General features: G+C 41.3%; 21 protein-coding genes and 1 tRNA gene. 21 read left to right on the top strand and 1 reads right to left on the bottom strand.

The window, feature by feature from the left end; translation table 11 throughout:
• The first annotated feature begins 1 nt into the window (after position 1).
• The 7 genes from trpB (at position 2) to N745_RS0107205 (ending at position 7,681) form a co-directional block, all read left to right on the top strand.
• Positions 2-1,207 carry a tryptophan synthase subunit beta gene (gene trpB, locus N745_RS0107235; RefSeq protein ID WP_024851456.1) on the top strand — a complete coding sequence of 402 codons (1,206 nt, stop codon included), beginning with the start codon at positions 2-4 and terminating at the stop codon, positions 1,205-1,207.
• A gap of 3 nt (positions 1,208-1,210) precedes the next feature.
• The gene (trpA, locus tag N745_RS0107230) at positions 1,211-2,035 is read left to right on the top strand and encodes a tryptophan synthase subunit alpha (protein ID WP_024851455.1); all 825 of its coding nucleotides are present in this window, start codon (positions 1,211-1,213) and stop codon (positions 2,033-2,035) included.
• 97 nt (positions 2,036-2,132) lie between these two features.
• On the top strand, positions 2,133-2,987 hold the full coding sequence (gene accD / locus N745_RS0107225; RefSeq protein WP_024851454.1) for an acetyl-CoA carboxylase, carboxyltransferase subunit beta: 855 nt from the start codon (positions 2,133-2,135) through the stop codon (positions 2,985-2,987).
• A 10-nt stretch (positions 2,988-2,997) separates the two neighbouring features.
• Complete coding sequence (locus tag N745_RS0107220) at positions 2,998-4,356, top strand: bifunctional folylpolyglutamate synthase/dihydrofolate synthase (RefSeq protein ID WP_024851453.1); 1,359 nt, start codon at positions 2,998-3,000, stop codon at positions 4,354-4,356.
• 8 nt (positions 4,357-4,364) lie between these two features.
• Positions 4,365-4,946 carry an SPOR domain-containing protein gene (locus N745_RS0107215; protein ID WP_024851452.1) on the top strand — a complete coding sequence of 194 codons (582 nt, stop codon included), beginning with the start codon at positions 4,365-4,367 and terminating at the stop codon, positions 4,944-4,946.
• 35 nt (positions 4,947-4,981) lie between these two features.
• Positions 4,982-6,499: an amidophosphoribosyltransferase gene (gene purF / locus N745_RS0107210; protein ID WP_024851451.1), complete on the top strand. Its 1,518-nt coding sequence runs from the start codon at positions 4,982-4,984 to the stop codon at positions 6,497-6,499.
• A complete protein-coding gene (locus tag N745_RS0107205) occupies positions 6,500-7,681 on the top strand; it encodes an O-succinylhomoserine sulfhydrylase (protein WP_024851450.1) in 1,182 nt (393 codons plus the stop codon). It begins immediately after the preceding gene.
• Positions 7,682-7,733: 52 nt separating this feature from the next.
• On the opposite strand, the gene yhbY is transcribed toward N745_RS0107205, so the two are convergent.
• Positions 7,734-8,039, bottom strand: a complete 306-nt coding sequence (yhbY, locus tag N745_RS0107200) for a ribosome assembly RNA-binding protein YhbY (protein ID WP_024851449.1) — start codon at positions 8,037-8,039, stop codon at positions 7,734-7,736.
• Positions 8,040-8,108: 69 nt separating this feature from the next.
• Between yhbY and rlmE the strand changes: the two genes are divergently transcribed.
• The 14 genes from rlmE to nuoG all read left to right on the top strand — a co-directional run bounded on the left by rlmE (position 8,109) and on the right by nuoG (position 21,081).
• Positions 8,109-8,726, top strand: coding sequence for a 23S rRNA (uridine(2552)-2'-O)-methyltransferase RlmE (rlmE, locus tag N745_RS0107195; RefSeq protein WP_024851448.1), 618 nt, complete (start codon positions 8,109-8,111; stop codon positions 8,724-8,726).
• Positions 8,727-8,862: 136 nt separating this feature from the next.
• A complete protein-coding gene (ftsH, locus tag N745_RS0107190) occupies positions 8,863-10,824 on the top strand; it encodes an ATP-dependent zinc metalloprotease FtsH (protein ID WP_024851447.1) in 1,962 nt (653 codons plus the stop codon).
• A gap of 63 nt (positions 10,825-10,887) precedes the next feature.
• Positions 10,888-11,712 carry a dihydropteroate synthase gene (gene folP / locus N745_RS0107185; protein WP_024851446.1) on the top strand — a complete coding sequence of 275 codons (825 nt, stop codon included), beginning with the start codon at positions 10,888-10,890 and terminating at the stop codon, positions 11,710-11,712.
• Positions 11,713-11,731: 19 nt separating this feature from the next.
• Positions 11,732-13,066, top strand: a complete 1,335-nt coding sequence (gene glmM, locus N745_RS0107180; protein ID WP_024851445.1) for a phosphoglucosamine mutase — start codon at positions 11,732-11,734, stop codon at positions 13,064-13,066.
• Positions 13,067-13,136: 70 nt separating this feature from the next.
• Positions 13,137-13,895 carry a triose-phosphate isomerase gene (gene tpiA / locus N745_RS0107175; protein ID WP_024851444.1) on the top strand — a complete coding sequence of 253 codons (759 nt, stop codon included), beginning with the start codon at positions 13,137-13,139 and terminating at the stop codon, positions 13,893-13,895.
• A gap of 2 nt (positions 13,896-13,897) precedes the next feature.
• A complete protein-coding gene (gene secG / locus N745_RS0107170; protein ID WP_024851443.1) occupies positions 13,898-14,221 on the top strand; it encodes a preprotein translocase subunit SecG in 324 nt (107 codons plus the stop codon).
• 9 nt (positions 14,222-14,230) lie between these two features.
• A tRNA-Leu gene (locus N745_RS0107165) sits at positions 14,231-14,315 on the top strand.
• Between the two features lie 47 nt (positions 14,316-14,362).
• On the top strand, positions 14,363-14,719 hold the full coding sequence (locus tag N745_RS0107160) for an NADH-quinone oxidoreductase subunit A (protein WP_024851442.1): 357 nt from the start codon (positions 14,363-14,365) through the stop codon (positions 14,717-14,719).
• Positions 14,710-15,186, top strand: a complete 477-nt coding sequence (locus N745_RS0107155; RefSeq protein WP_024851441.1) for a NuoB/complex I 20 kDa subunit family protein — start codon at positions 14,710-14,712, stop codon at positions 15,184-15,186. The genes N745_RS0107160 and N745_RS0107155 overlap by 10 nt, the downstream gene beginning before the upstream one ends.
• A gap of 32 nt (positions 15,187-15,218) precedes the next feature.
• Positions 15,219-15,884, top strand: a complete 666-nt coding sequence (locus tag N745_RS0107150; RefSeq protein ID WP_024851440.1) for an NADH-quinone oxidoreductase subunit C — start codon at positions 15,219-15,221, stop codon at positions 15,882-15,884.
• Between the two features lie 19 nt (positions 15,885-15,903).
• Entirely contained in the window at positions 15,904-17,157 is a 1,254-nt protein-coding gene (locus N745_RS0107145) for an NADH-quinone oxidoreductase subunit D (protein ID WP_024851439.1), read from the top strand.
• Positions 17,154-17,651: an NADH-quinone oxidoreductase subunit NuoE family protein gene (locus tag N745_RS0107140; RefSeq protein ID WP_024851438.1), complete on the top strand. Its 498-nt coding sequence runs from the start codon at positions 17,154-17,156 to the stop codon at positions 17,649-17,651. The genes N745_RS0107145 and N745_RS0107140 overlap by 4 nt, the downstream gene beginning before the upstream one ends.
• Before the next feature lie 3 nt (positions 17,652-17,654).
• On the top strand, positions 17,655-18,935 hold the full coding sequence (gene nuoF, locus N745_RS0107135; protein ID WP_024851437.1) for an NADH-quinone oxidoreductase subunit NuoF: 1,281 nt from the start codon (positions 17,655-17,657) through the stop codon (positions 18,933-18,935).
• 52 nt (positions 18,936-18,987) lie between these two features.
• Positions 18,988-21,081, top strand: a complete 2,094-nt coding sequence (gene nuoG / locus N745_RS0107130) for an NADH-quinone oxidoreductase subunit NuoG (protein ID WP_024851436.1) — start codon at positions 18,988-18,990, stop codon at positions 21,079-21,081.
• Positions 21,082-21,084: the final 3 nt, after the last annotated feature.

Below are 21,084 nucleotides of genomic sequence, written 5' to 3'. Positions count from 1 at the left end.
AATGGCAATTGATTTTTCTCAGTTTCCAGATAAGCACGGCCATTTTGGCGTTTATGGTGGTATCTTTGCGCCAGAAACCTTGATGGCTGCTCTGGAAGAGCTGAATCAACAGTATGAATCCGTTAAAAATGATCCAGTTTTCTTGGACGAATTAACTAAAGATTATCAGGATTATGTAGGTCGTCCCAGTGCGCTCTATTTCGCTGAACGCTGGTCGGATGCTTTGGGCGGTGCCAAAATTTATCTCAAGCGAGAGGATTTAAATCATACTGGTGCTCACAAAATCAATAATACAATCGGCCAGGCTTTACTTGCAAAGCGCTTGGGGAAAACACGTATTATTGCTGAAACAGGTGCTGGTCAACATGGTGTTGCCAGTGCAACAGTTGCAGCGCGACTTGGTTTGGAATGTGTGGTTTATATGGGGGCAGATGATGTCGTTCGTCAAGCACCCAATGTGACTCGCATGAAAATGCTAGGTGCCGAAGTTGTTGCAGTTGAATCTGGTACGCGAACGCTAAAGGATGCTTTGAATGAAGCCATGCGTGACTGGGTTACAAATGTAGATAATACTTTTTATATTATTGGAACCGTAGCTGGACCGCACCCTTATCCTGCGATGGTAAGAGATTTTCAAGCGATTATTGGTCGTGAAGCCAAGCAACAAATTTTGCAGAAAGAAAATAAATTGCCTGATGCCCTGGTTGCATGTGTTGGCGGTGGGTCAAATGCGATTGGTTTGTTCCATGAGTTTCTTGGGGATGAGTCAGTAAAAATATTTGGTGTTGAGCCAGCCGGTGATGGCTTGGAAACAGGTAGACACGCTGCTTCCTTGTGCAAAGGTAAGCCTGGGGTCTTGCATGGTAACCGTACTTACCTGTTGGAAGATGATAACGGTCAGATTATGGGGACTCATTCTATTTCCGCTGGTTTAGACTATCCTGGTGTTGGGCCAGAGCATGCTTGGTTGAAAGACATTGGGCGTGTTGATTATGTGGCAGTAGATGACCAAGAAGCATTACAAGGCTTTAGAGACCTAACGCGTTATGAAGGCATCTTGCCTGCATTAGAATCGAGCCATGCTCTTGCTTATGTAACCAAGCTTGCGCCAACTATGTCAAAAGATCAGGTGATTATTGTTAACTTATCTGGGCGTGGTGACAAAGACATGAACACCATTGCAAAAATCGAAGGATTTGAGTTTTAAGTTATGAGCAGAATTACAAACCTATTATTAGATTTAAAGTCTCAAGGTAAGACGGCTTTGATTCCCTATATCACTGCGGGAGACCCGCATCCTGACATGACTGTTAACTTAATGCATGCCTTGGTAGAAGAAGGGGCAGACATTTTAGAGCTGGGCGTACCTTTTTCAGACCCTATGGCTGATGGTCCTGTTATTCAAAAAGCTGTAGAACGTGCTTTAGAGCATAATGTTAGTTTGACTGATGTGCTCAAAATGGTTGAGCAATTTAGACAAAAAGATGAAAAGACACCAGTTATTCTGATGGGGTATTTAAACCCGATCGAGGCAATGGGATATCAAGTGTTTGCAGAAGCAGCAAAAGCTGTAGGTGTTGATGCTGTTCTGACGGTGGATATGCCCCCGGAAGAAACGGCAGGTTATTTAGAGGTTATGAAATCTGCTGAATTGGACCGCATTTTCTTGGTTTCACCAACAACACCTGATTCTCGTTTACAAGCAGTTAATGAGCAAGGAAGTGGGTTTGTTTATTATGTTTCTTTGAAAGGGGTTACTGGCTCTAGTACATTGAATGCAGAAGAAGTGACGCATCAGGTGAATCATCTTAAAACAATTTTAGGGCTTCCTGTAGGTATCGGGTTTGGTATTCGCAATGGTGACGTAGCTTATGAAATGGCTAAAGTGGGTGATGCAATTATTGTTGGATCGGCACTGGTTTCTCTAATAGAGCAAAATGCATCGGCAGACGAAGTTGTCATCATGGATGCGATTTCCGAAAAAATGTGCGAGTTTAGAAGAGGCATAGATCAAGCGGATTCTGAAAAAGAATAACCAGAGACGGGTAAGTTCTCTGTATATTCTAAGCGTCAATATCTGTATAATGCGCGCATAAATAATGCGACAGCTTTCAAAGCATTTGGAGTAAGAAATGAGTTGGTTTGAAAAGATTTTGCCGAGTATCAAGCAAGTTACCGAGCGTAAGAAAAATGTTCCGGAAGGCTTGTGGACTAAGTGCCCTAAGTGTGAAAGCACACTTTATCGCTCAGAAGTAAAGCGTAATCAAGAGGTGTGTCCTAAATGTGACCATCATATGCGTTTGGGTGGGCGTGGTCGTTTAGAAGCTTTTTTTGATGATGCTACAGGGGTTGAGATTTCAGCTAATGTTTCTCCTGTTGATGCACTTAAGTTCAAGGATTTAAAAACCTATAAAGCACGTTTAGCTCAAGCCCAGAAAGCAACAGGCGAGAAAGATACTTTCATTACCATGAGTGGTAAGATCGATGGTCTAGATGTGGTTGCGGGTGCATTTGACTTCCGTTTCATGGGAGGATCGATGGGGTCCGTCATGGGTGAAAAATTTGTGCGTGCAGTAGATTTTGCTATTGAAAACCACATGCCCTTAATCGTCTTTTCGGCATCGGGCGGTGCTCGTATGCAAGAAGCATTGTTTTCTTTAATGCAAATGGCAAAAACCAGTGCGGCACTTGGTAGACTTCGCGCAAAAGGGTTGCCGTTTATCTCTGTTCTAACTGACCCAACTATGGGTGGTGTTTCGGCAAGTTTTGCAATGCTTGGTGATTTAAATATTGCAGAACCTAAGGCTTTAATAGGCTTTGCGGGTCCTCGTGTTATTGAACAAACTGTTCGTGAAAAATTACCTGAAGGTTTCCAGCGAGCTGAATTCTTGTTAGAGCATGGTGCGATTGACCGTATTATTCATCGCCATCATTTGACAAAAGAGATCGCAAGTATTTGCAGTATGCTTTTGAAAAAGCCTGCTTAACACGATTTATATGGATTCTGCTAACCCCGGTATTTCCGCTTCATTAAATGAATGGCTAGACTGGTTATTAGCTTTACATGCTCAGGAAATAGATCTAGGTTTGGATCGTATTTCTAAAGTTGCCCATAAGCTTGGCGTGTTGAATGATACGCCGTATATTATTTCGGTGGCTGGAACCAATGGTAAAGGTTCCAGTGTTGCCATGTTATGTTCTATTTATCAAGCTGCCGGTTATAGTGTTGGTAGTTATACTTCCCCTCATATACTCAATTTTAATGAACGCATTCAAGTTAACCAGACGCCTGTTTCAGATGAAACAATTGTTGCGGCATTTTCTTCGATTGAAGCCGCAAGAGGTGATGTCAAGCTTACCTATTTTGAATTTTCGACGCTTGCAGCATGGGTTATCTTTCAACAAGAGCAGCTTGATGTTTGGGTTTTAGAAGTTGGTCTTGGTGGGCGATTGGATGCCGTTAATGCGGCTGATGCTGATATTGCTTTGATTACCGCTATTGATGTTGATCATAGCGATTGGCTTGGAAATGACCGTGAACTGATTGCTTTAGAAAAAGCCGGTATTATGCGTTCTGGTAAACCATCTGTTTGCTCGGATGCTGATATTCCTAAAAAGCTTTTAGGTTACGCGGAAGATCAAAATGTAGATTTAATCTGTTTGGGTGATGCATTTCAATATATATCAAAGGCTTGTGAAAGCGAGTCTCATGATTATGACAGTACCCCAGCCTGGCAGTTTTTAGTTTCGCCAGAGTTATCAGCAAACAAAAACTTGGTGAGCCTTGATAATTTGCCTTATCCGGCGTTGCAAGGTAGTTTTCAATTACAAAATGCATCGGGCGTAATTGCGGTTGTGCAACAAAGTGACGATCATTTGCCAGTAGATAAAGCATCAATTGTTCAAGGGTTGTTACAAGTTAAACATCCAGGGCGCTTGCAGACATTAGTTTATGGCAATGTTTCATGGTTAATTGATGTGGCGCACAATCCACAATCAGCAGAAGTTTTGGCAGGTTATTTGACGCAAAAAAGTTTTAAAGGAGATGCTGTTTTTTCAGTGTTGGAAGATAAAGATTACTCAAAAATGATTCGTCAAATCTGTCCTTTTATAAATCATTGGTATATTGCTGACTTGAAAGTGCCAAGAGCTGCTGGTGTTTCACAGCTTAAACAAACGATGATAGACTCTGGTGTAGATGAAGGCTCGATTATTGTATGTAGTGACATCCATTCTGCTGCTAGTCAGGCGTATGAAAAAAATATAGCGAAATCAGAATCCAATATTTTATGCTGGGGCTCTTTTTATACCGTTTCCCAGTGTATGGAAAAACTCAATAATTTGAGAGGTAGGTAGGAATCAAAATGGAAGCAAATACTCAGGATTTGTCTCTTAAATTCCGAATGACGGGGGCTTTAGTTTGGTTGTTGTTGCTCATTATTATTGTGCCTGTCTGGTATAGTCACCCTGTAAACTTCTCTCCTGACTTAGTCGTAGATGAGGCTAAGAAGCAGGGAGATCAAGTTGTTGTTGATAAACCTTTCGTATTACCTGGAGCAAAAAACAGTGCTCAAGGATCTAATGATGAAGGGGATAATAAGTTAGAGAATAAAACATCAGAGCCTCAGAAGGTAGCAGAGTCAAAAACGCAAGTTCAAACTTCTACGAAAAAAAGTAAAGTGATTCAGAATACTGTGCCTAGTAGTCAATCGCATACAGATGGTAAGTGGATTATTCGTGTTGCTGCATATCGATCAAAAGAAAAAGCAAATTTACTTCGTGAACATTTAAAATATGATTATGACGTTTTTGTGAAATATTTCCCGAAAAGCCGTTATTATTCTGTCCGTATTGGGCCTTATACAGATAAGCGGCTAGCAATGAAAGACCAGGTGGATTTAAACCGTGTGTTACGAATTCATTCTGTATTGGCTAAAACAAATTAAAACGTTAAAAGATAAAGTTAACTGGAGAAAACACCATGTGTGGCATAGTTGGAATTGTTTCTAATTCACCTGTCAACCAAGAAATCTACGATGCGCTAACAGTTTTGCAGCACCGTGGACAAGATGCGGCAGGGATTATGACCTGTCAGGATGGACGTCTGTTCCAACGAAAAGACAATGGCATGGTAAAAGATGTTTTTAGAACCCGTCATATGCGTGATTTGCATGGCAATATCGGGATTGGACATGTGCGTTATCCAACAGCCGGTTCATCCTCTAGTGCTGAAGCACAGCCATTTTATGTGAACTCGCCATATGGAATTGCAATGGCTCATAACGGTAACTTAACCAATGCTGAACAGTTAGGTAAAGAGCTTTATGAGCAAGATTTACGACACTTAAATACCAATTCTGATTCAGAAGTATTGTTGAACATTTTTGCACATGAGTTGATGCAGCAAAAGAAGCTGTTTATTGATGCTCAAGATGTTTTTAAAGCGATTGAAGGAGTGCATAAGCGTGCACGTGGCGGTTATGCTGCAGTGGGTGTTATTCCAAGTGTAGGTCTAATTGGCTTTCGCGATCCCTTTGCTTTAAGACCTATTGTGGTAGGTAAACGTGTCAGTGGTAGCGGTACTGCCTATATGATTGCCTCTGAAAGCGTGGCATTAGGTGCTGCTGGTTTTCAGATAGTTAAGGATTTAGCACCAGGTGAGGCGGTTGTTATTACCGAAGCTGGTGATATTGAGTTCAAACAATGTGCAGAAAATCCGCAATATAGTCCATGTATTTTCGAGTTTGTATATTTTGCACGCCCAGATTCAATGATAGATGATATTTCGGTTTATAAATCTCGTTTGAGAATGGGTGAAAAGCTAGCTGAACAAATAGCAAGAGTTTGGCCTGATAACGATATAGATGTTGTTATGCCGATCCCTGATACGAGCCGAACTTCCGCACTCCAATTGGCAGAAGTACTTGGTAAACCGTATCGTGAAGGCTTTATTAAAAACCGATATATTGGCCGTACTTTCATCATGCCAGGACAAAAACTTCGTAAAAAATCGGTTCGTCAAAAACTAAATGCAATTCCTTTAGAGTTTGAAGGCAAAAATATACTTTTGGTTGATGATTCTATTGTTCGGGGAACAACTTCTGGTGAGATTGTTCAGATGGCGCGTGATGCCGGTGCGAAAAAAGTTTATTTTGCTTCTGCGGCACCTGCTGTGCGTTATCCATATGTTTACGGGATTGATATGCCAACATCGGATGAGTTGGTAGCAAGCAACCGAACAACTGAAGAAATTGCAGCATACATAGGCGCTGACCGTCTGTTCTATCAAGATTTGGATGACTTGATTGAAGCGGTTTGGCAAGGTAATAAGAATATTAAAGAGTTTGATACATCTTGTTTTAGTGGTTGCTATGTGACGGGTGATATTACTGAAGAATATTTGCAGTCGCTTGGGCTTGCTCGGAACGACTCGGCACAATCTAACCGTAAAGAAGTTGGGCAAGAACCTGTAGGACTTCATAATGGGCAGGGTGAATAAATGGATAAAGAGTTTGATTTAGAAACTTTGGCTATTCGTGCTGGTTACGATCAGACAGCGGAGCAAGAAAACAGTGAGGCGATTTTTCCAACCTCTAGCTTTCGTTATCAATCTGCTCAACAAGCGGCTGATCGGTTTAGTGGTGCCGAAAAAGGCAATGTTTATTCTCGTTTTTCTAACCCAACTGTTAGAACCTTTGAAAATCGTTTGGCGGCATTAGAAGGCGGTGAGGCTTGTGTAGGAACTGCTTCAGGCATGTCTGCTATTTTGTCTACATTTATGGCATTGTGTGAATCGGGCGACCATGTTGTTTCGTCTAGCAGTATTTTTGGTACAACTAAGGTTTTGTTTAATAAATACCTGAAAAAATTTGGTTTGGACGTAACTTTTGTTTCTCAAACTGATGTAGATGAATGGAAAAATGCGGTTAAGCCAAATACAAAAGCACTTTTTTTGGAAAGTCCTTCAAACCCTTTGACACATATTGCTGATATTTCAGCATTGAGTCAGCTCGCAAAAGAAAATGATGCTGTATTGATTGTAGATAACTGTTTTTGTACTCCAGTGTTACAGCAACCTTTGTCTCTAGGTGCTGATATTGTGATTCACTCAGCAACTAAATTCTTGGATGGTCAAGGAAGAGCTATTGGCGGTGCGGTTGTCGGTTCTGAAGCTTTAGTTGGCGAAGAAGTAAGAGGGTTCTTACGTACTGCTGGGCCTTCAATGAGTCCATTTAATGCTTGGATATTTTTGAAAGGTCTTGAAACCTTGTCCATTCGGATGGAGGCACATTGCCAAAGGGCAATGGCGCTTGCGAATTGGTTAGATCAGCATCCAGCGGTTGAAACGGTTTTCTATCCTGGTCTAAAAACGCATCCACAGTATGATTTGGCTCAGAAGCAGCAAAAGGGTGCAGGCGGTTTGGTTACTTTTAGAGTTAAAGGTGGGCGTTCAGAAGCTTGGTCTGTGATAGATAATACAAAGATGGTTTCAATTACTGCAAATCTTGGTGATGTTAAGACCAGTATTACGCATCCTGCGACAACAACGCATTGTCGTGTACCAGAAGACGAAAGGTTGGCAACAGGGATTACTGATAACTTATTGCGGGTATCAGTTGGCCTAGAGTCTATTGAAGATTTAAAAGCAGATTTGGCCAGAGGCTTGGATAAGTTGGTTTAAATGAAACACCACGATCAAAAGAATTGGTTGTGGTGTTTGTTTTATAGAAAAGTTACTTTGGTAGGATGATTTCGCTTTTTTCTTTTGCTCGGAAAATGACAAAAATCTTTCCAATTGATTGAACCAGTTCTGAATGTGTTTGTTCTACGATATGGTCGATAACAGTTTTTCGATCTTCTTTTTCGACACCAGCAAGTTTGATTTTCAATAACTCGTGATGTGCTAAAGAAGTTTCAACTTCTTCCATTAGTGATTCTGTAACACCGTTAATACCAATAGTGACGACAGGGTTTAGGCCGTGAGCGATCCCTCGCAAGAATTTGGTTTGTTGGATTGAAAGTTTTTTGGTTTTTGACATTGAATTCCCAATTTTAATTATTATTAAACTAGCAAACGATTAATTTAGTATTTTATAAGAAAAACCTCGATGGCAAGAAGTAAATCCAGTAATGACTGGTTAAAAGAACATTTTGACGATTATTACGTTAATAAAGCAAAGCAAGAAGGCTGGCGTTCAAGAGCTATTTATAAGCTCCAAGAAATTGATGAAAAAGATCAACTTTTTAAAAAAGGGATGACGGTTGTTGATTTGGGTGCTGCACCAGGTGGGTGGTCGCAATGGACATCTAATCAAATAGGCGAAGAAGGGCGTGTTTACGCTTTGGATATTTTGCCTGTTGAACCCTTTGCTGGTGTGACCTTTATTCAGGGTGATTTTCGAGAAGATGAAGTTTATCAAGGCTTGTTAGATGCGCTTGAGGGTCGAGATGTTGATTTGGTTATGTCGGATATGGCACCAAATATGACAGGTAATAAAGGTGTAGATATTCCCAAATCCATGTATTTGGTTGAGCTTTGTGTTGAATTGGCTGATCAGGTATTGAAGCCTGGTGGTGATTTGCTGATGAAAGTTTTTCAGGGTGAAGGGTATGATCAGTTGCTCAATACCTTGAAGCAAAATTATCAGAAAGTTTTGACTCGTAAGCCCAAGGCATCTCGTCCGCGTAGTAAAGAAGTTTACTTATTGGCTCGAGGAAAAAAATAAATTTCAAGCCAAGAGTTTATTAATGGTTAATTAGTTTTTTCATAAATAATATAAATAATACTTATGAAAATATGTGGTAAAGTTGTTCGTATTTGAAATCTAAAATGAAGAGATTTGGCAAGTTCACAGGTGAATTATGAAAAATGATATGTTGAAAAATATCCTGATATGGACCGTAGTGGCGACGATTATGCTGTCGATATTCAACCACTTTAGTGGTCAACAAATGATGGGGAGAAGCTCGCAACTTGCCTATTCTGATTTCATAGATCAAGTTCATGGTGGCCAAGTTAGTCAGGTATCTATTGATGGTCAGACTATCCACGGTGTTTATACTGATGGAAAAGCGTTTACTACTGTTAACCCCGGTGATGTTGGGTTGATGGGTGATCTATTGGCTTATCATGTTAAGGTTACTGCGCACTTGCCTGAAAAACAAAGTGTATTAATGCAAATCTTTATTTCTTGGTTCCCGATGTTGCTGTTAATTGGAATCTGGATTTTCTTCATGCGCTCAATGGGCGGTGGAATGGGTGGCAAGGGTGGCCCAATGTCTTTTGGGAAATCGAAAGCACGCATGATGACAGATGACCAAGTTAAAGTAACTTTAGATGATGTTGCTGGTGCAGATGAAGCTAAAGAAGAAGTAGGTGAAATCGTTGACTTCTTAAGAGACCCTGGGAAATATCAAAATTTAGGTGGGAATATCCCTCGTGGTGTCCTGATGGTAGGGCCTCCTGGTACGGGTAAAACCTTGTTGGCTAAAGCTATTGCTGGGGAAGCAAAAGTACCTTTCTTTAGTATTTCTGGTTCAGACTTTGTAGAAATGTTTGTTGGGGTTGGTGCCTCCCGTGTGCGCGATATGTTTGAGCAAGCTAAGGCTCATGCACCCTGTATTATTTTCATTGATGAGATTGATGCAGTAGGCCGCAGCCGTGGTGCTGGAATGGGCGGTGGTAATGATGAGCGTGAGCAAACGCTTAATCAAATGCTTGTTGAGATGGATGGTTTTGAAGGCAACGAAGGTGTTATCGTTATAGCTGCAACTAACCGTGCGGATGTATTGGATCCAGCCTTGTTGAGACCAGGTCGTTTTGACCGTCAGGTGACAGTTGGTTTGCCTGATGTTAGAGGGCGCGAACAAATTTTGAAAGTTCATATGCGTAAAGTACCTTTGTCTGATGACGTTAAACCCGCTTTAATTGCACGTGGTACGCCAGGGTTTTCTGGTGCAGATTTGGCTAACCTTGTGAATGAAGCAGCGCTTTTTGCCGCTCGAGGAAATGAAAGACTGGTCACTCAGTCACATTTCGAAAAGGCAAAAGATAAAATTCTGATGGGTGTTGAGCGTAAGAGCATGGTTATGAGTGAAGAAGAGAAAAAACTCACTGCTTACCATGAAGCTGGACATGCTATCGTTGGTTATTTAGTGCCTGAACATGACCCAGTTTATAAAGTAAGTATTATGCCTCGTGGTCGAGCACTGGGTGTTACCATGTATTTACCGGAAGAAGACTCTTATAGCTACTCTAAGCGTAAGCTTGAAAGCCAGTTATCAAGTTTATATGGTGGTCGAATAGCTGAAGAAATGATCTTTGGATCAGAAGCTGTAACCACTGGCGCAAGCAATGATATTATGCGTGCGACTCAAATTGCTAGAAACATGGTTACGAAATGGGGCTTGTCTGATAAGTTGGGTCCTCTTATGTATGAAGAAGAGGATAATGGCTCGTTGATGGGTACATCCAGAAATGCTAATGTTTCCGGTGAGATTTCTAAGGAAATCGATTTAGAAATCCGTAAATTCATTGATCGAAATTATGAGCGTTCAGAAAAACTCCTGACCGATAATATTTCGATTCTACATGCTATGGCAGATGCATTGATGAAGTATGAAACCATTGATGCGGATCAGGTAAAGAATCTTATGGAAGGTAAAGAGCCTGGTGAGCCAAAAGATTGGCAAGAAAGTGATGATAGTAAAGATAAAGATGGTGGTGCCTCTGTAGCATCGAAAGATTCTAAAGAAACGACGAAATCAGATCTTTCAGATAATCATGATGATTCAGTTAAAGATGCGGAGCCAAAGCTACACTAAAAAGGAGTAGTTGAATGGCTCATGAAAACCCCTAAATTTAGGGGTTTTTTTATGGAGTAGTGTATGAAATTCTTTGATAGAGTGCGTGACCCAGAGCTTGAAATCCCTTTGGTGATGGGGATATTGAATGTGACGCCGGACTCTTTTTCTGATGGTGGTCAGTACGCATCTCTAGATCAAGTTAAATATGCAATAGAGCAAATGCAGAAATCTGGCGTTGATATTGTTGATGTTGGTGGCGAGTCAACTCGGCCAGGTGCTGCAATAGTTACCCTGCAAGAAGAGCTTGATCGTGTATTGCCTGTTGTGGAGCTAATCAAAGAAATGTCTGATTTGTCGGTTTCGGTTGATACTTATAAGACACAGGTTATGAGAGAAGCTATTAATCTCGATGTGGATTTAATCAATGATGTGAATGCGCTCCAAGCTGAAGGGGCTGAATCCTTAATAGCGAAATCAGATGTGATGGTATGTTTGATGCATAAGCAGGGAGAGCCTGCAAATATGCAGGAAAACCCTTCGTATAATGATGTTTTTTTGGAGGTGTTTGAGTTTTTGTCCGAACGAGTGAAAAGCTGTGAAAACTCAGGTGTCTCATCTGCCAATATTCTGATCGATCCGGGCTTTGGGTTTGGTAAAACCTTAGAGCATAATGTAAAATTGTTCGAACAACTTGAACAGTTTTCTGTTTTAAAATACCCCATTTTAGTAGGGGTTTCTCGCAAAAAAATGATTGGTGAATTGCTTGGTGGTTTGCCTGTTGAAAAACGAATGGTTGGTAGTGTTTCAGCAGCTGTTGTGGCGGCTATGAAAGGCGCAAGAGTCGTGCGTGTTCATGATTATGAAGAAACGATCCAAGCATTAAAAGTAATGTACGCATTACTTTAAAAAAATAGGTAAGTTTGCAATGTCGCAAGAAAAAAAATATTTTGGAACGGATGGTATCCGTAATCATGTCGGGAAAGGGTTGATTTGTCCTGACAGTATTCTGAAATTAGGTTGGGCAACGGGTAAAGTTATGCGTGATCATGGAGAAAAAACCGTGATGATTGGAAAAGATACACGCATTTCTGGCTATATGTTTGAGTCAGCACTTGAAGCTGGTTTTATTGCCGCGGGTGTTGATGTGCTCTTGTTAGGGCCAATGCCCACGCCAGCGGTTGCTTACTTAACGCGTACTTTTCATGCTGATACAGGTATCGTTATCAGTGCATCCCATAACCCTCATTATGATAACGGTATTAAATTCTTTTCTTCTCAAGGACAAAAGGTTTCTGACCAGGTTGAGTTAGAAGTTGAGTCAGCCTTTGATCTTCCACTTGAAACAGTTGGTTCTGATGCATTGGGTCGAGCCAAGCGTATCGACGATGCAGCAGGGCGTTACACTGAGTTTTGTAAAAGTACCTATGAAGCAAGCTGTAAATTGGATGGTGTAAAGGTAGTGCTTGATTGCGCTAATGGCGCTACCTATCATATTGCGCCAGCTGTATTTGAAGAGCTTGGTGCTGAAGTTGTTTCAATTGGTACGAACCCAGATGGCATTAATATTAACCTAAATTGCGGTGCAACCGATTTAGATGCGTTAAAACAGAAAGTATTGTCAGAATCAGCGCATGTTGGTATCGCTTTTGATGGTGATGGTGATCGGGTCATGATGGTCGATCATACTGGTGAAGTAATTGATGGTGACCAGATTCTCTATATTCTTGCTGCTCATTCTGATAAGCCTGTTGAGGGTGTAGTGGGCACGCTTATGAGTAATTTAGGGCTAGAGATAGCGCTAAAAGAACTAGGTATCGAGTTTATCCGTACAAAAGTGGGTGATCGCTACGTTATGGAAGCATTGCGTCAAAAAGGATGGCAGTATGGTGCTGAAGGTTCTGGTCATGTGTTGTGTTTAGATAAAACATCTACGGGTGATGGTATTGTTGCGGCGCTGCAAGTGATGTCTATTATGATGAATACAGGTAAGTCACTTCAAGCACTGGCTTCTGGTATGCAAAAAATGCCGCAAGTTTTGAAGAATATTCGTGTAAAAGAAAAAGTAGATTTAGGCACAAACAAAGTTTTACAAAATGCGATTGCTGACTCTGAAATGCGTATGGCTGGTAAGGGGAGAGTTTTAATAAGGGCTTCAGGCACGGAACCTTTGATTCGTGTTATGGTGGAGGGTCAGCATATGAATATGGTTGAAACTGAAGTGGAAACGCTTGTAAAGGTAGTTCAAACCGAATTTTCATAAAATTGTCAAGATTGTAATTCCAAAAAGAAATCGCTAATATAGGCGGAATTTTGTGTCGGAGACTGAAGAAATGAGACAAATGTTTGTCGCAGGTAACTGGAAAATGCATGGTAGTAAGGCAGAAATAAAAAGCCTTGTAACAGGGTTGAATGCTCTGTCTAGTCGTGCAGGAAACGCTAAAGTAGCGATATGTCCGCCAGCATTATACGTAGATTATGTTAGTCGTTCTTTGTCTGCATCGAATATTGAGTTGGGTGTACAGAATATTGCGGAAGAGCCTGTACAAGGTGCTTATACAGGGGAAATTTCTGCTGAGATGGTAAAGGATCTTGGATGTCAATTCGTCATTCTGGGACACTCTGAGCGACGTGCTATTTATAAAGAATCTGACTTTGAAATTGCCAATAAAGTTGATACTGCGATTAAAGCGGGTTTGACACCAATTTTATGTGTTGGTGAGACTTTAGAAGAGCGTGAAGCTGGTGAGTTAGAAAGTGTTATTTCTACACAGATTAATGCAGTTGTAGAAAAAGTGGGTATTAATGGATTTAAAAAGATTGTTATTGCTTACGAACCTGTTTGGGCAATTGGAACAGGTAAAACTGCTACATCAGCTCAAGCACAAGAAGTTCATGCGTTTATTCGTGGGTTATTAGCAGATTACGATACGGATATAGCAAATGGCGTCATTATTCAATATGGCGGAAGTGTTAAACCAGCTAATGCAAAAGAGCTATTTAGTCAGCCAGATATTGACGGTGGTCTGATTGGTGGAGCTTCTCTGGTAGCAGAAGATTTTATGGCCATTTGTGAGGCCGCAGGAGAGTAAACATGTTTTCAATTGTGCTAACCATTCATTTGGTAGTTGCATTTATTTTGATAGTGCTTGTGCTTGTGCAGCACGGTAAAGGTGCTGATGCGGGTGCAAATTTTGGTGGTGGTTCATCCCAATCCGTTTTTGGCGGTGGTGGGTCGAGCAACTTTTTATTAAAGGTAACATCAGTTGTTGCAGCAATTTTCTTTGTGACGAGTTTGACGTTGGCTTATTTGGGTGCGAAGCAGGAAAAAGGCTATCAGAGTGTGGTACAACATCCTGTTACCACAACTGAGAAAAAGAATAATAACGATACAAAAGCTCCGGTTGTGCCAGAGTAAAACAAATTAGCCGATGTGGTGGAATTGGTAGACACGCTACCTTGAGGGGGTAGTGGCGTAAGCCGTGCCGGTTCAAGTCCGGCCATCGGCACCATTTTAAAGTGACCAGAAGCTTAGAGTTCTAAGTTAAAAGGGTTTAATATGCTTGAAAACTATTTACCTATCATTGTTTTTGTCGTGCTAGGCGTACTATTTGGTGTTGGACCAATCCTGTTGGGATATTTACTTGGACCAAACCGTCCTGATGCTGAAAAACTTTCACCATATGAGTGTGGTTTTGAGGCATTCGAAGACTCACGTATGAAGTTTGATGTGCGTTTTTATCTTGTAGCTATCCTTTTCATTATTTTTGATTTGGAAATTGCGTTTCTGTTTCCTTGGGCCGTTGTATTAAAAGAAATCGGTACATTTGGACTATTAGCTATGGCTGGTTTTCTATCATTACTGGTTGTTGGCTTTATTTATGAATGGAAAAAAGGAGCGCTGGAATGGGAATAGAAGGCGTTTTAAAAGAAGGTGTTGTTACAACTTCTGCTGATAAATTAATCAACTGGGCGCGTACAGGTTCTTTGTGGCCAATGACTTTTGGCCTAGCTTGCTGTGCAGTTGAAATGATGCATGCAGGTGCTTCACGTTACGACTTAGATAGATTTGGCATTATTTTTAGACCAAGTCCAAGACAGTCGGATGTCATGATTGTTGCCGGGACTTTGGTAAATAAAATGGCGCCAGCCTTGAGAAAGGTCTATGACCAGATGGCAGAGCCTCGTTGGGTAATATCAATGGGTTCTTGTGCTAATGGTGGTGGTTATTATCATTATTCTTATTCTGTCGTTCGAGGCTGTGACCGAATTGTGCCTGTTGATGTTTACGTGCCTGGCTGCCCGCCAACAGCTGAAGCCCTTCTTTACGGTATCATCCAGCTCCAAGCGAAAATTAAACGAACAAATACGATTGCTCGTTAATTTTGACACCTAATTGAAAGAGTAGAATTTTTATGAAACAGTCGGTACTGGATTTACAAGCTCAAATTGACAAGGTGTTAGCAGGTGCGGTTGTTGAATCGCATATTCAGTTTAATGAACTAACAGTTGAGTTGTCGCCAACAAAAGCACTTGAGTCGTTTATCACTTTGAAAAATGAACTGGGTTTTGACGAACTGATAGATGTTACTGCAGTGGATTACCTACATTATGGTGATGCAAACTGGGAAACTCTGGCTGCACCTAATAAAGGGTTTAGTCGTGGTGTATTTGATTTTGACGAAGATGAGTCTTCACAGGATCAATTTATGGAACGACGTTTTGCAGTGGTTTACCACCTGTTGTCTGTTGAGCATAATCGTAGAGTTAGAGTCAAAGTATTCCCGGAAGATACACAAATGCCAATTGTTGAATCAGTTGTTTCTGTTTGGAAAGCTGCGGATTGGTTTGAAAGAGAAGCTTTTGATTTATTTGGGATCATTTTTAGTGGACATCCAGACTTGAGACGTATTTTGACCGACTATGGTTTTGTGGGACATCCGTTGAGAAAAGACTTCCCACTTACTGGTTATGTTGAAATGCGTTATGACGCCGAAAAAGGTCGTGTCGTTTATGAACCAGTTCAAATTGAAAACCGTGTTAACGTTCCACGCGTAATTCGCGAAGATAAGACGGCTTAAGGAAATTTAGGGAAGCATTATGTCTGAAATTCGAAATTATACGCTTAACTTTGGTCCACAGCATCCATCAGCTCATGGTGTGTTGCGCTTGGTGCTTGAGCTTGACGGTGAAACAATCGTGCGTTCAGATCCACATATTGGGTTGTTGCATCGTGGAACAGAAAAGCTGATTGAATATAAACCCTATAACCAGTCGATTGGTTATATGGATCGCTTGGACTATGTTTCTATGATGTCCAACGAGCATGCCTATGTAATGGCAATCGAGAAAATGCTGGGCGTAGAAGTGCCTGAGCGAGCTCAATATATCCGTGTCATGTTTGATGAAATTACCCGTGTTTTGAATCATTTAATGTGGTTGGGCGCGCATGCACTTGATATAGGTGCTATGACAGTTTTCCTTTATGCATTCCGTGAACGTGAAGACTTAATGGACTGTTATGAAGCAGTTTCAGGTGCCCGTATGCACGCAACTTACTATCGTCCAGGTGGTGTTTATCGTGACTTGCCTGAGACTATGGCTAAATATGAAGAGTCAAAGTGGCACTCTGGTAAGAAGCTAGATAAGTTGAATGAAACTCGTGAAGGGTCATTACTAGACTTCATTGAAGCTTTCACCGAACGTTTTCCTGGTTATATTGATGAATATGAAACGCTGTTGACAGATAACCGTATCTGGAAACAAAGAACCGTTGATATCGGTATTGTTTCTCCAGAGAGAGCTTTGCAGCTAGGATTTACTGGTCCAATGCTTCGCGGGTCAGGTATTGCCTGGGATTTGAGAAAGAAGCAGCCGTATGAAGTCTATGACAAAATGGAATTTGATATTCCGGTTGGTGTAACGGGAGATTGTTATGACCGTTATTTGGTTCGTGTTGCTGAAATGCGCGAGTCAAACAAGATCATTAAACAATGTGTGGACTGGTTGAAACAAAATCCAGGCCCGGTCATGTCAGATGATCATAAAGTAGCACCACCTTCTAGAGAAGATGCTAAGTCTAATATGGAAGCATTGATTCACCACTTCAAGCTCTTTACTGAGGGATATACCGTCCCTGCTGGCGAAAGTTATACTGCAGTAGAGCATCCGAAAGGTGAGTTTGGAATTTATATGGTTTCTGATGGTGCGAATAAGCCTTATCGCTTAAAAGTAAGAGCACCAGGATTTTCACATTTGGCATCACTTGATGAGATGGCAAAAGGACACATGATTGCAGACGTTGTTTCTATAATCGGAACACAGGATATCGTATTTGGGGAGATTGACCGATGAGTTCGACAATGAACCTTAATATTATTCAAGGTGATGTGAAGCAGCGTATTGATCGCTGGATTTCTCATTACCCAGAGGATCAAAAACAGTCGGCAGTCATGCCTGCACTAAGAATTGTTCAAGAAGTTAGTGGGGGAAGCCTGACTAATGAATTAATGGATCAGGTTGCTGATTACTTAGAGATGACGCCAATTGCGGTTTATGAAGTGGCTACTTTCTACTCTATGTATGAGCACAAACCTGTTGGTAAACATAAGATTTGTTTGTGTACCAATATTTCCTGCATGCTACGAGGAAGTGATGAAATTCTTGAACACCTAGAGAAAAAATTAGGTGTTGGTGTTGGTGAGGTTACACCCGACGGAAAATTCTCAATTAAAAAAGTTGAGTGTTTAGGTGCCTGTGGAGGCGCTCCAATGATGATGCTCGGAAAAGAATATTATGAAAATCTTACCGAAGAATCTATCGATGAAATTTTAGACGGATTGGAGTAAATGATGATTCCACAGAATGAATGTTGTTACCGTTTAAATCATTTAGAAAACTCATGGGATATTGATACCTACGTTGCTAATGGTGGGTATGAGGTTTGGAAAAAAGTGCTTGCAGGTGAAATCTCACCGCAGGAAATTATTGATGAAGTAAAGACATCCAATATTCGTGGTCGTGGAGGCGCAGGTTTCCCAACTGGCTTGAAGTGGAGCTTTATGAACCGCAATGCACCAGGTCCTAAGTACATTCTATGTAACTCGGATGAAGGTGAACCTGGAACGTTTAAAGATCGTGACATTATGCGTTACAACCCTCACCAGTTGGTTGAAGGGATGATGATTGCTGGTTATGTTATCGGTGCTTGTGCTGGTTACAACTATATCCGTGGCGAGTTTTGGGAGCCATATAAGCGTTTTGACAACGCAATTAACCAAGCAAGAGAAGCTGGATTGTTAGGTAAAAATATTCTAGGTTCTGGTTTCGACTTTGATTTGTACACTCACCTAGGCGCTGGCGCGTATATTTGTGGTGAAGAAACCGCTTTGGTCGAGTCTATTGAAGGTAAGAAAGGGCAGCCACGTTTTAAACCGCCTTTCCCTGCAAGCTATGGTTTATATGGCAAGCCTACAACGATTAACAACACGGAAACCCTTGCCTCTATCCCAATGATTTTGGCAAAAGGTGGAGATTGGTTCGCAGACATAGGTGCACCTAATGCAGGTGGTACGAAATGTTATTCAGTTTCTGGGCATGTGAATAACCCAGGTAACTTTGAAGTCAGAATGGGAACACCATTTAAAGACTTATTAGAACTTGCTGGTGGCGTTTGGAAAGATCGTAAGCTTAAAGCGGTTATTCCTGGCGGATCATCTACATCAGTTCTTCCAGCCGAGAAAGCGTTGGAAATGAATATGGATTATGACTCTATTGCTAAAGCTGGTTCCTTCTTAGGTGCTGGTTCAGTCATCATTATGGATGATCAGACTGATATGGTTCAAGCATTGGAGCGTTTGACATGGTTCTACTATGAAGAGTCATGTGGACAATGTACGCCTTGTCGTGAAGGTACGGGTTGGATGTATCGTGTGGTTCACCGTATTAGACAAGGAAAAGGCAGACCAGAAGACATCGAATTGTTAAAAGATGTTTCAGGAAAAATTATGGGACGCGTAATTTGTGGTTTAGGTGATGCCGCTGCGATACCAGTTGGCAGCTTCTTAGATCATTATGAACATGAGTTCCGTCATTATATTGAGCACGGTTGCAGCATCTTTGATAGAGCTTAAGCCAACCAGTGACAGGACTCCTACTTACAGGTTCCCAATTTAGGTTTTAATTATGGTTAAAATTGAGATAAACGGAAAAGTTGTTGAAGCACGTGAAGGCGATATGTTAATTGATGTCGCTGATGATGCTCAAATTTCGATTCCGCGTTTTTGTTATCACAAGAAGCTATCCATTGCGGCAAACTGTCGTATGTGTTTGGTTGAAGTTGAAGGTGCACCAAAGGCATTGCCTGCTTGTGCAACACCTGTGACGGATGGGATGAAAGTTTTTACTAAATCCTCTAAAGCCGTTGCTGCACAGAAATCAGTGATGGAATTCTTGCTCATCAATCACCCACTAGATTGTCCAATTTGTGACCAAGGTGGTGAGTGTGAGCTGCAAGACGTTGCCATGGAATATGGTGATGATGTATCCAAGTACTCTGAAGCCAAACGTATTCTGGGTGATAAAAACATCGGTTCTTTGATTCATACGGATATGACTCGTTGTATTCACTGTACACGTTGTGTACGTTTTGGCCAGGAAGTCGGCGGGATTATGGAACTTGGTGCGACAGGCCGTAGTGAATGGATGGAAATCGGTACTTACATTGATAAGTCAATTTCATCTGAGATGTCTGGTAACATGATCGATCTATGTCCCGTAGGCGCTTTGACATCTAAGCCTTTCCGTTATTCAGCACGCCCTTGGGAACTCAAATCTCATAAATCTATCGCACCTCACGATAGTATTGGTTCAAACATTATTATCCATACAAAAAATGACAAAGTGCTTCGTGTCGTCCCTGATGAAAACGAAGCCATTAATGAAGTATGGATTTCTGATCGCGATCGTTTTTCTTACGAAGGGATTAACAGTGAAGATCGTTTGACAGCTCCAATGATCAAAGAAAATGGTCAATGGAAAACGGTTGATTGGGAAACAGCACTTGAATTTGTCGTTAAGTCTTTAAAAGCACAGTTGACAGAACCAAATGAAATTGGTGTATTGGCTTCGCCATCTTCTACTTTAGAAGAATTGCATTTATTGCAAAAACTGGCACGTGGTCTTGGTATTCAAAACTTGGATCACCGTTTGCGCCAAGTTGATTTCTCAATGGATAAAATCTGCCAGGCTGGGCCTAAGCTCAATCACAGCTTAGAAGAAGTTGAGTCGCTAAAATCTGTTCTTTTTGTTGGTAGTTATCTAAGAAAAGAATTACCTATGCTAAACCATCGTGTGCGCAAAGCACAGTTGGCAGGCGCTAAGGTTTTTGCTGTTAACCCTTATGATTTTAAATTCAATTATGACGTTGAAGCTTTGGTGAATACGAACCTTGTTGAAGAGTTGAAAGGAATTGCTAAAGCAGCAACATCAATGAAGGGTAATGTTCCTGAGTATTTGGCTGCTGTTGAAGCAACAGATATGCATAAAGAGATTGCAACCCATTTAAATAACAGCCCATCAGCAATCATGCTGGGGCAGATTGCGCAAATGGATCCAAACTATTCGCAGCTTGTTAAGTTGTGTGATGATATTGCGAACGCCACACAAGCTACGTTCAGTGTTCTACCTCTTGCTGCAAATGATGTTGGTGCACAGCTGGCAAGCTTTGTTCCAAAAGAGGGTGGTTTGAATACGGTAGAAATGTTATCAAGCAATTTGAAAGCGTTCATTAACTTGGGTATTGAGCCTGAGCATGATGTTCAAGATGGCAGCCTTGCCTTGCAGGCGATGCAAGCAGCAGGTTTAGTCATTAACTTGACAGCCTTCGATACAGAAGCACAACGCAACTATGCTGATGTTATGCTGCCTATCGCAACGTTTGCTGAGACTGCCGGAACTTATGTTAATGCAACAGGTCTGAAACAGTCTTTTAAAATGGCTGTTGAACCTCAAGGTGACGCTAAAGCAGCGTGGAAGATTTTCCGTGTACTGGGCAATATGTTTGAGCTAGAAGGGTTTGAACAAACACATTCTAACCAAGTGCTTGCTGAAGTGCTGGATTCAGAAACACCTGCTGCTAACTATGCAGATATATCATTGGATGCTGATAAGTCTCAAGACTTAATTTCAGCACCGTTAGTTTCAATTTATTCGGTAGATGCACTCGTGCGTCGTTCTGCATCTTTGCAAGCGACGCCTGATGCAACTGTTGCTTACTAAGGA

Source organism: Hydrogenovibrio kuenenii DSM 12350 (genome assembly GCF_000526715.1).
Taxonomy (GTDB): Bacteria; Pseudomonadota; Gammaproteobacteria; order Thiomicrospirales; family Thiomicrospiraceae; genus Hydrogenovibrio; species Hydrogenovibrio kuenenii.
The sequence above is the reverse complement of the archived record's forward strand: the minus strand, read 5'-3'. Positions and strand labels throughout refer to the sequence as shown.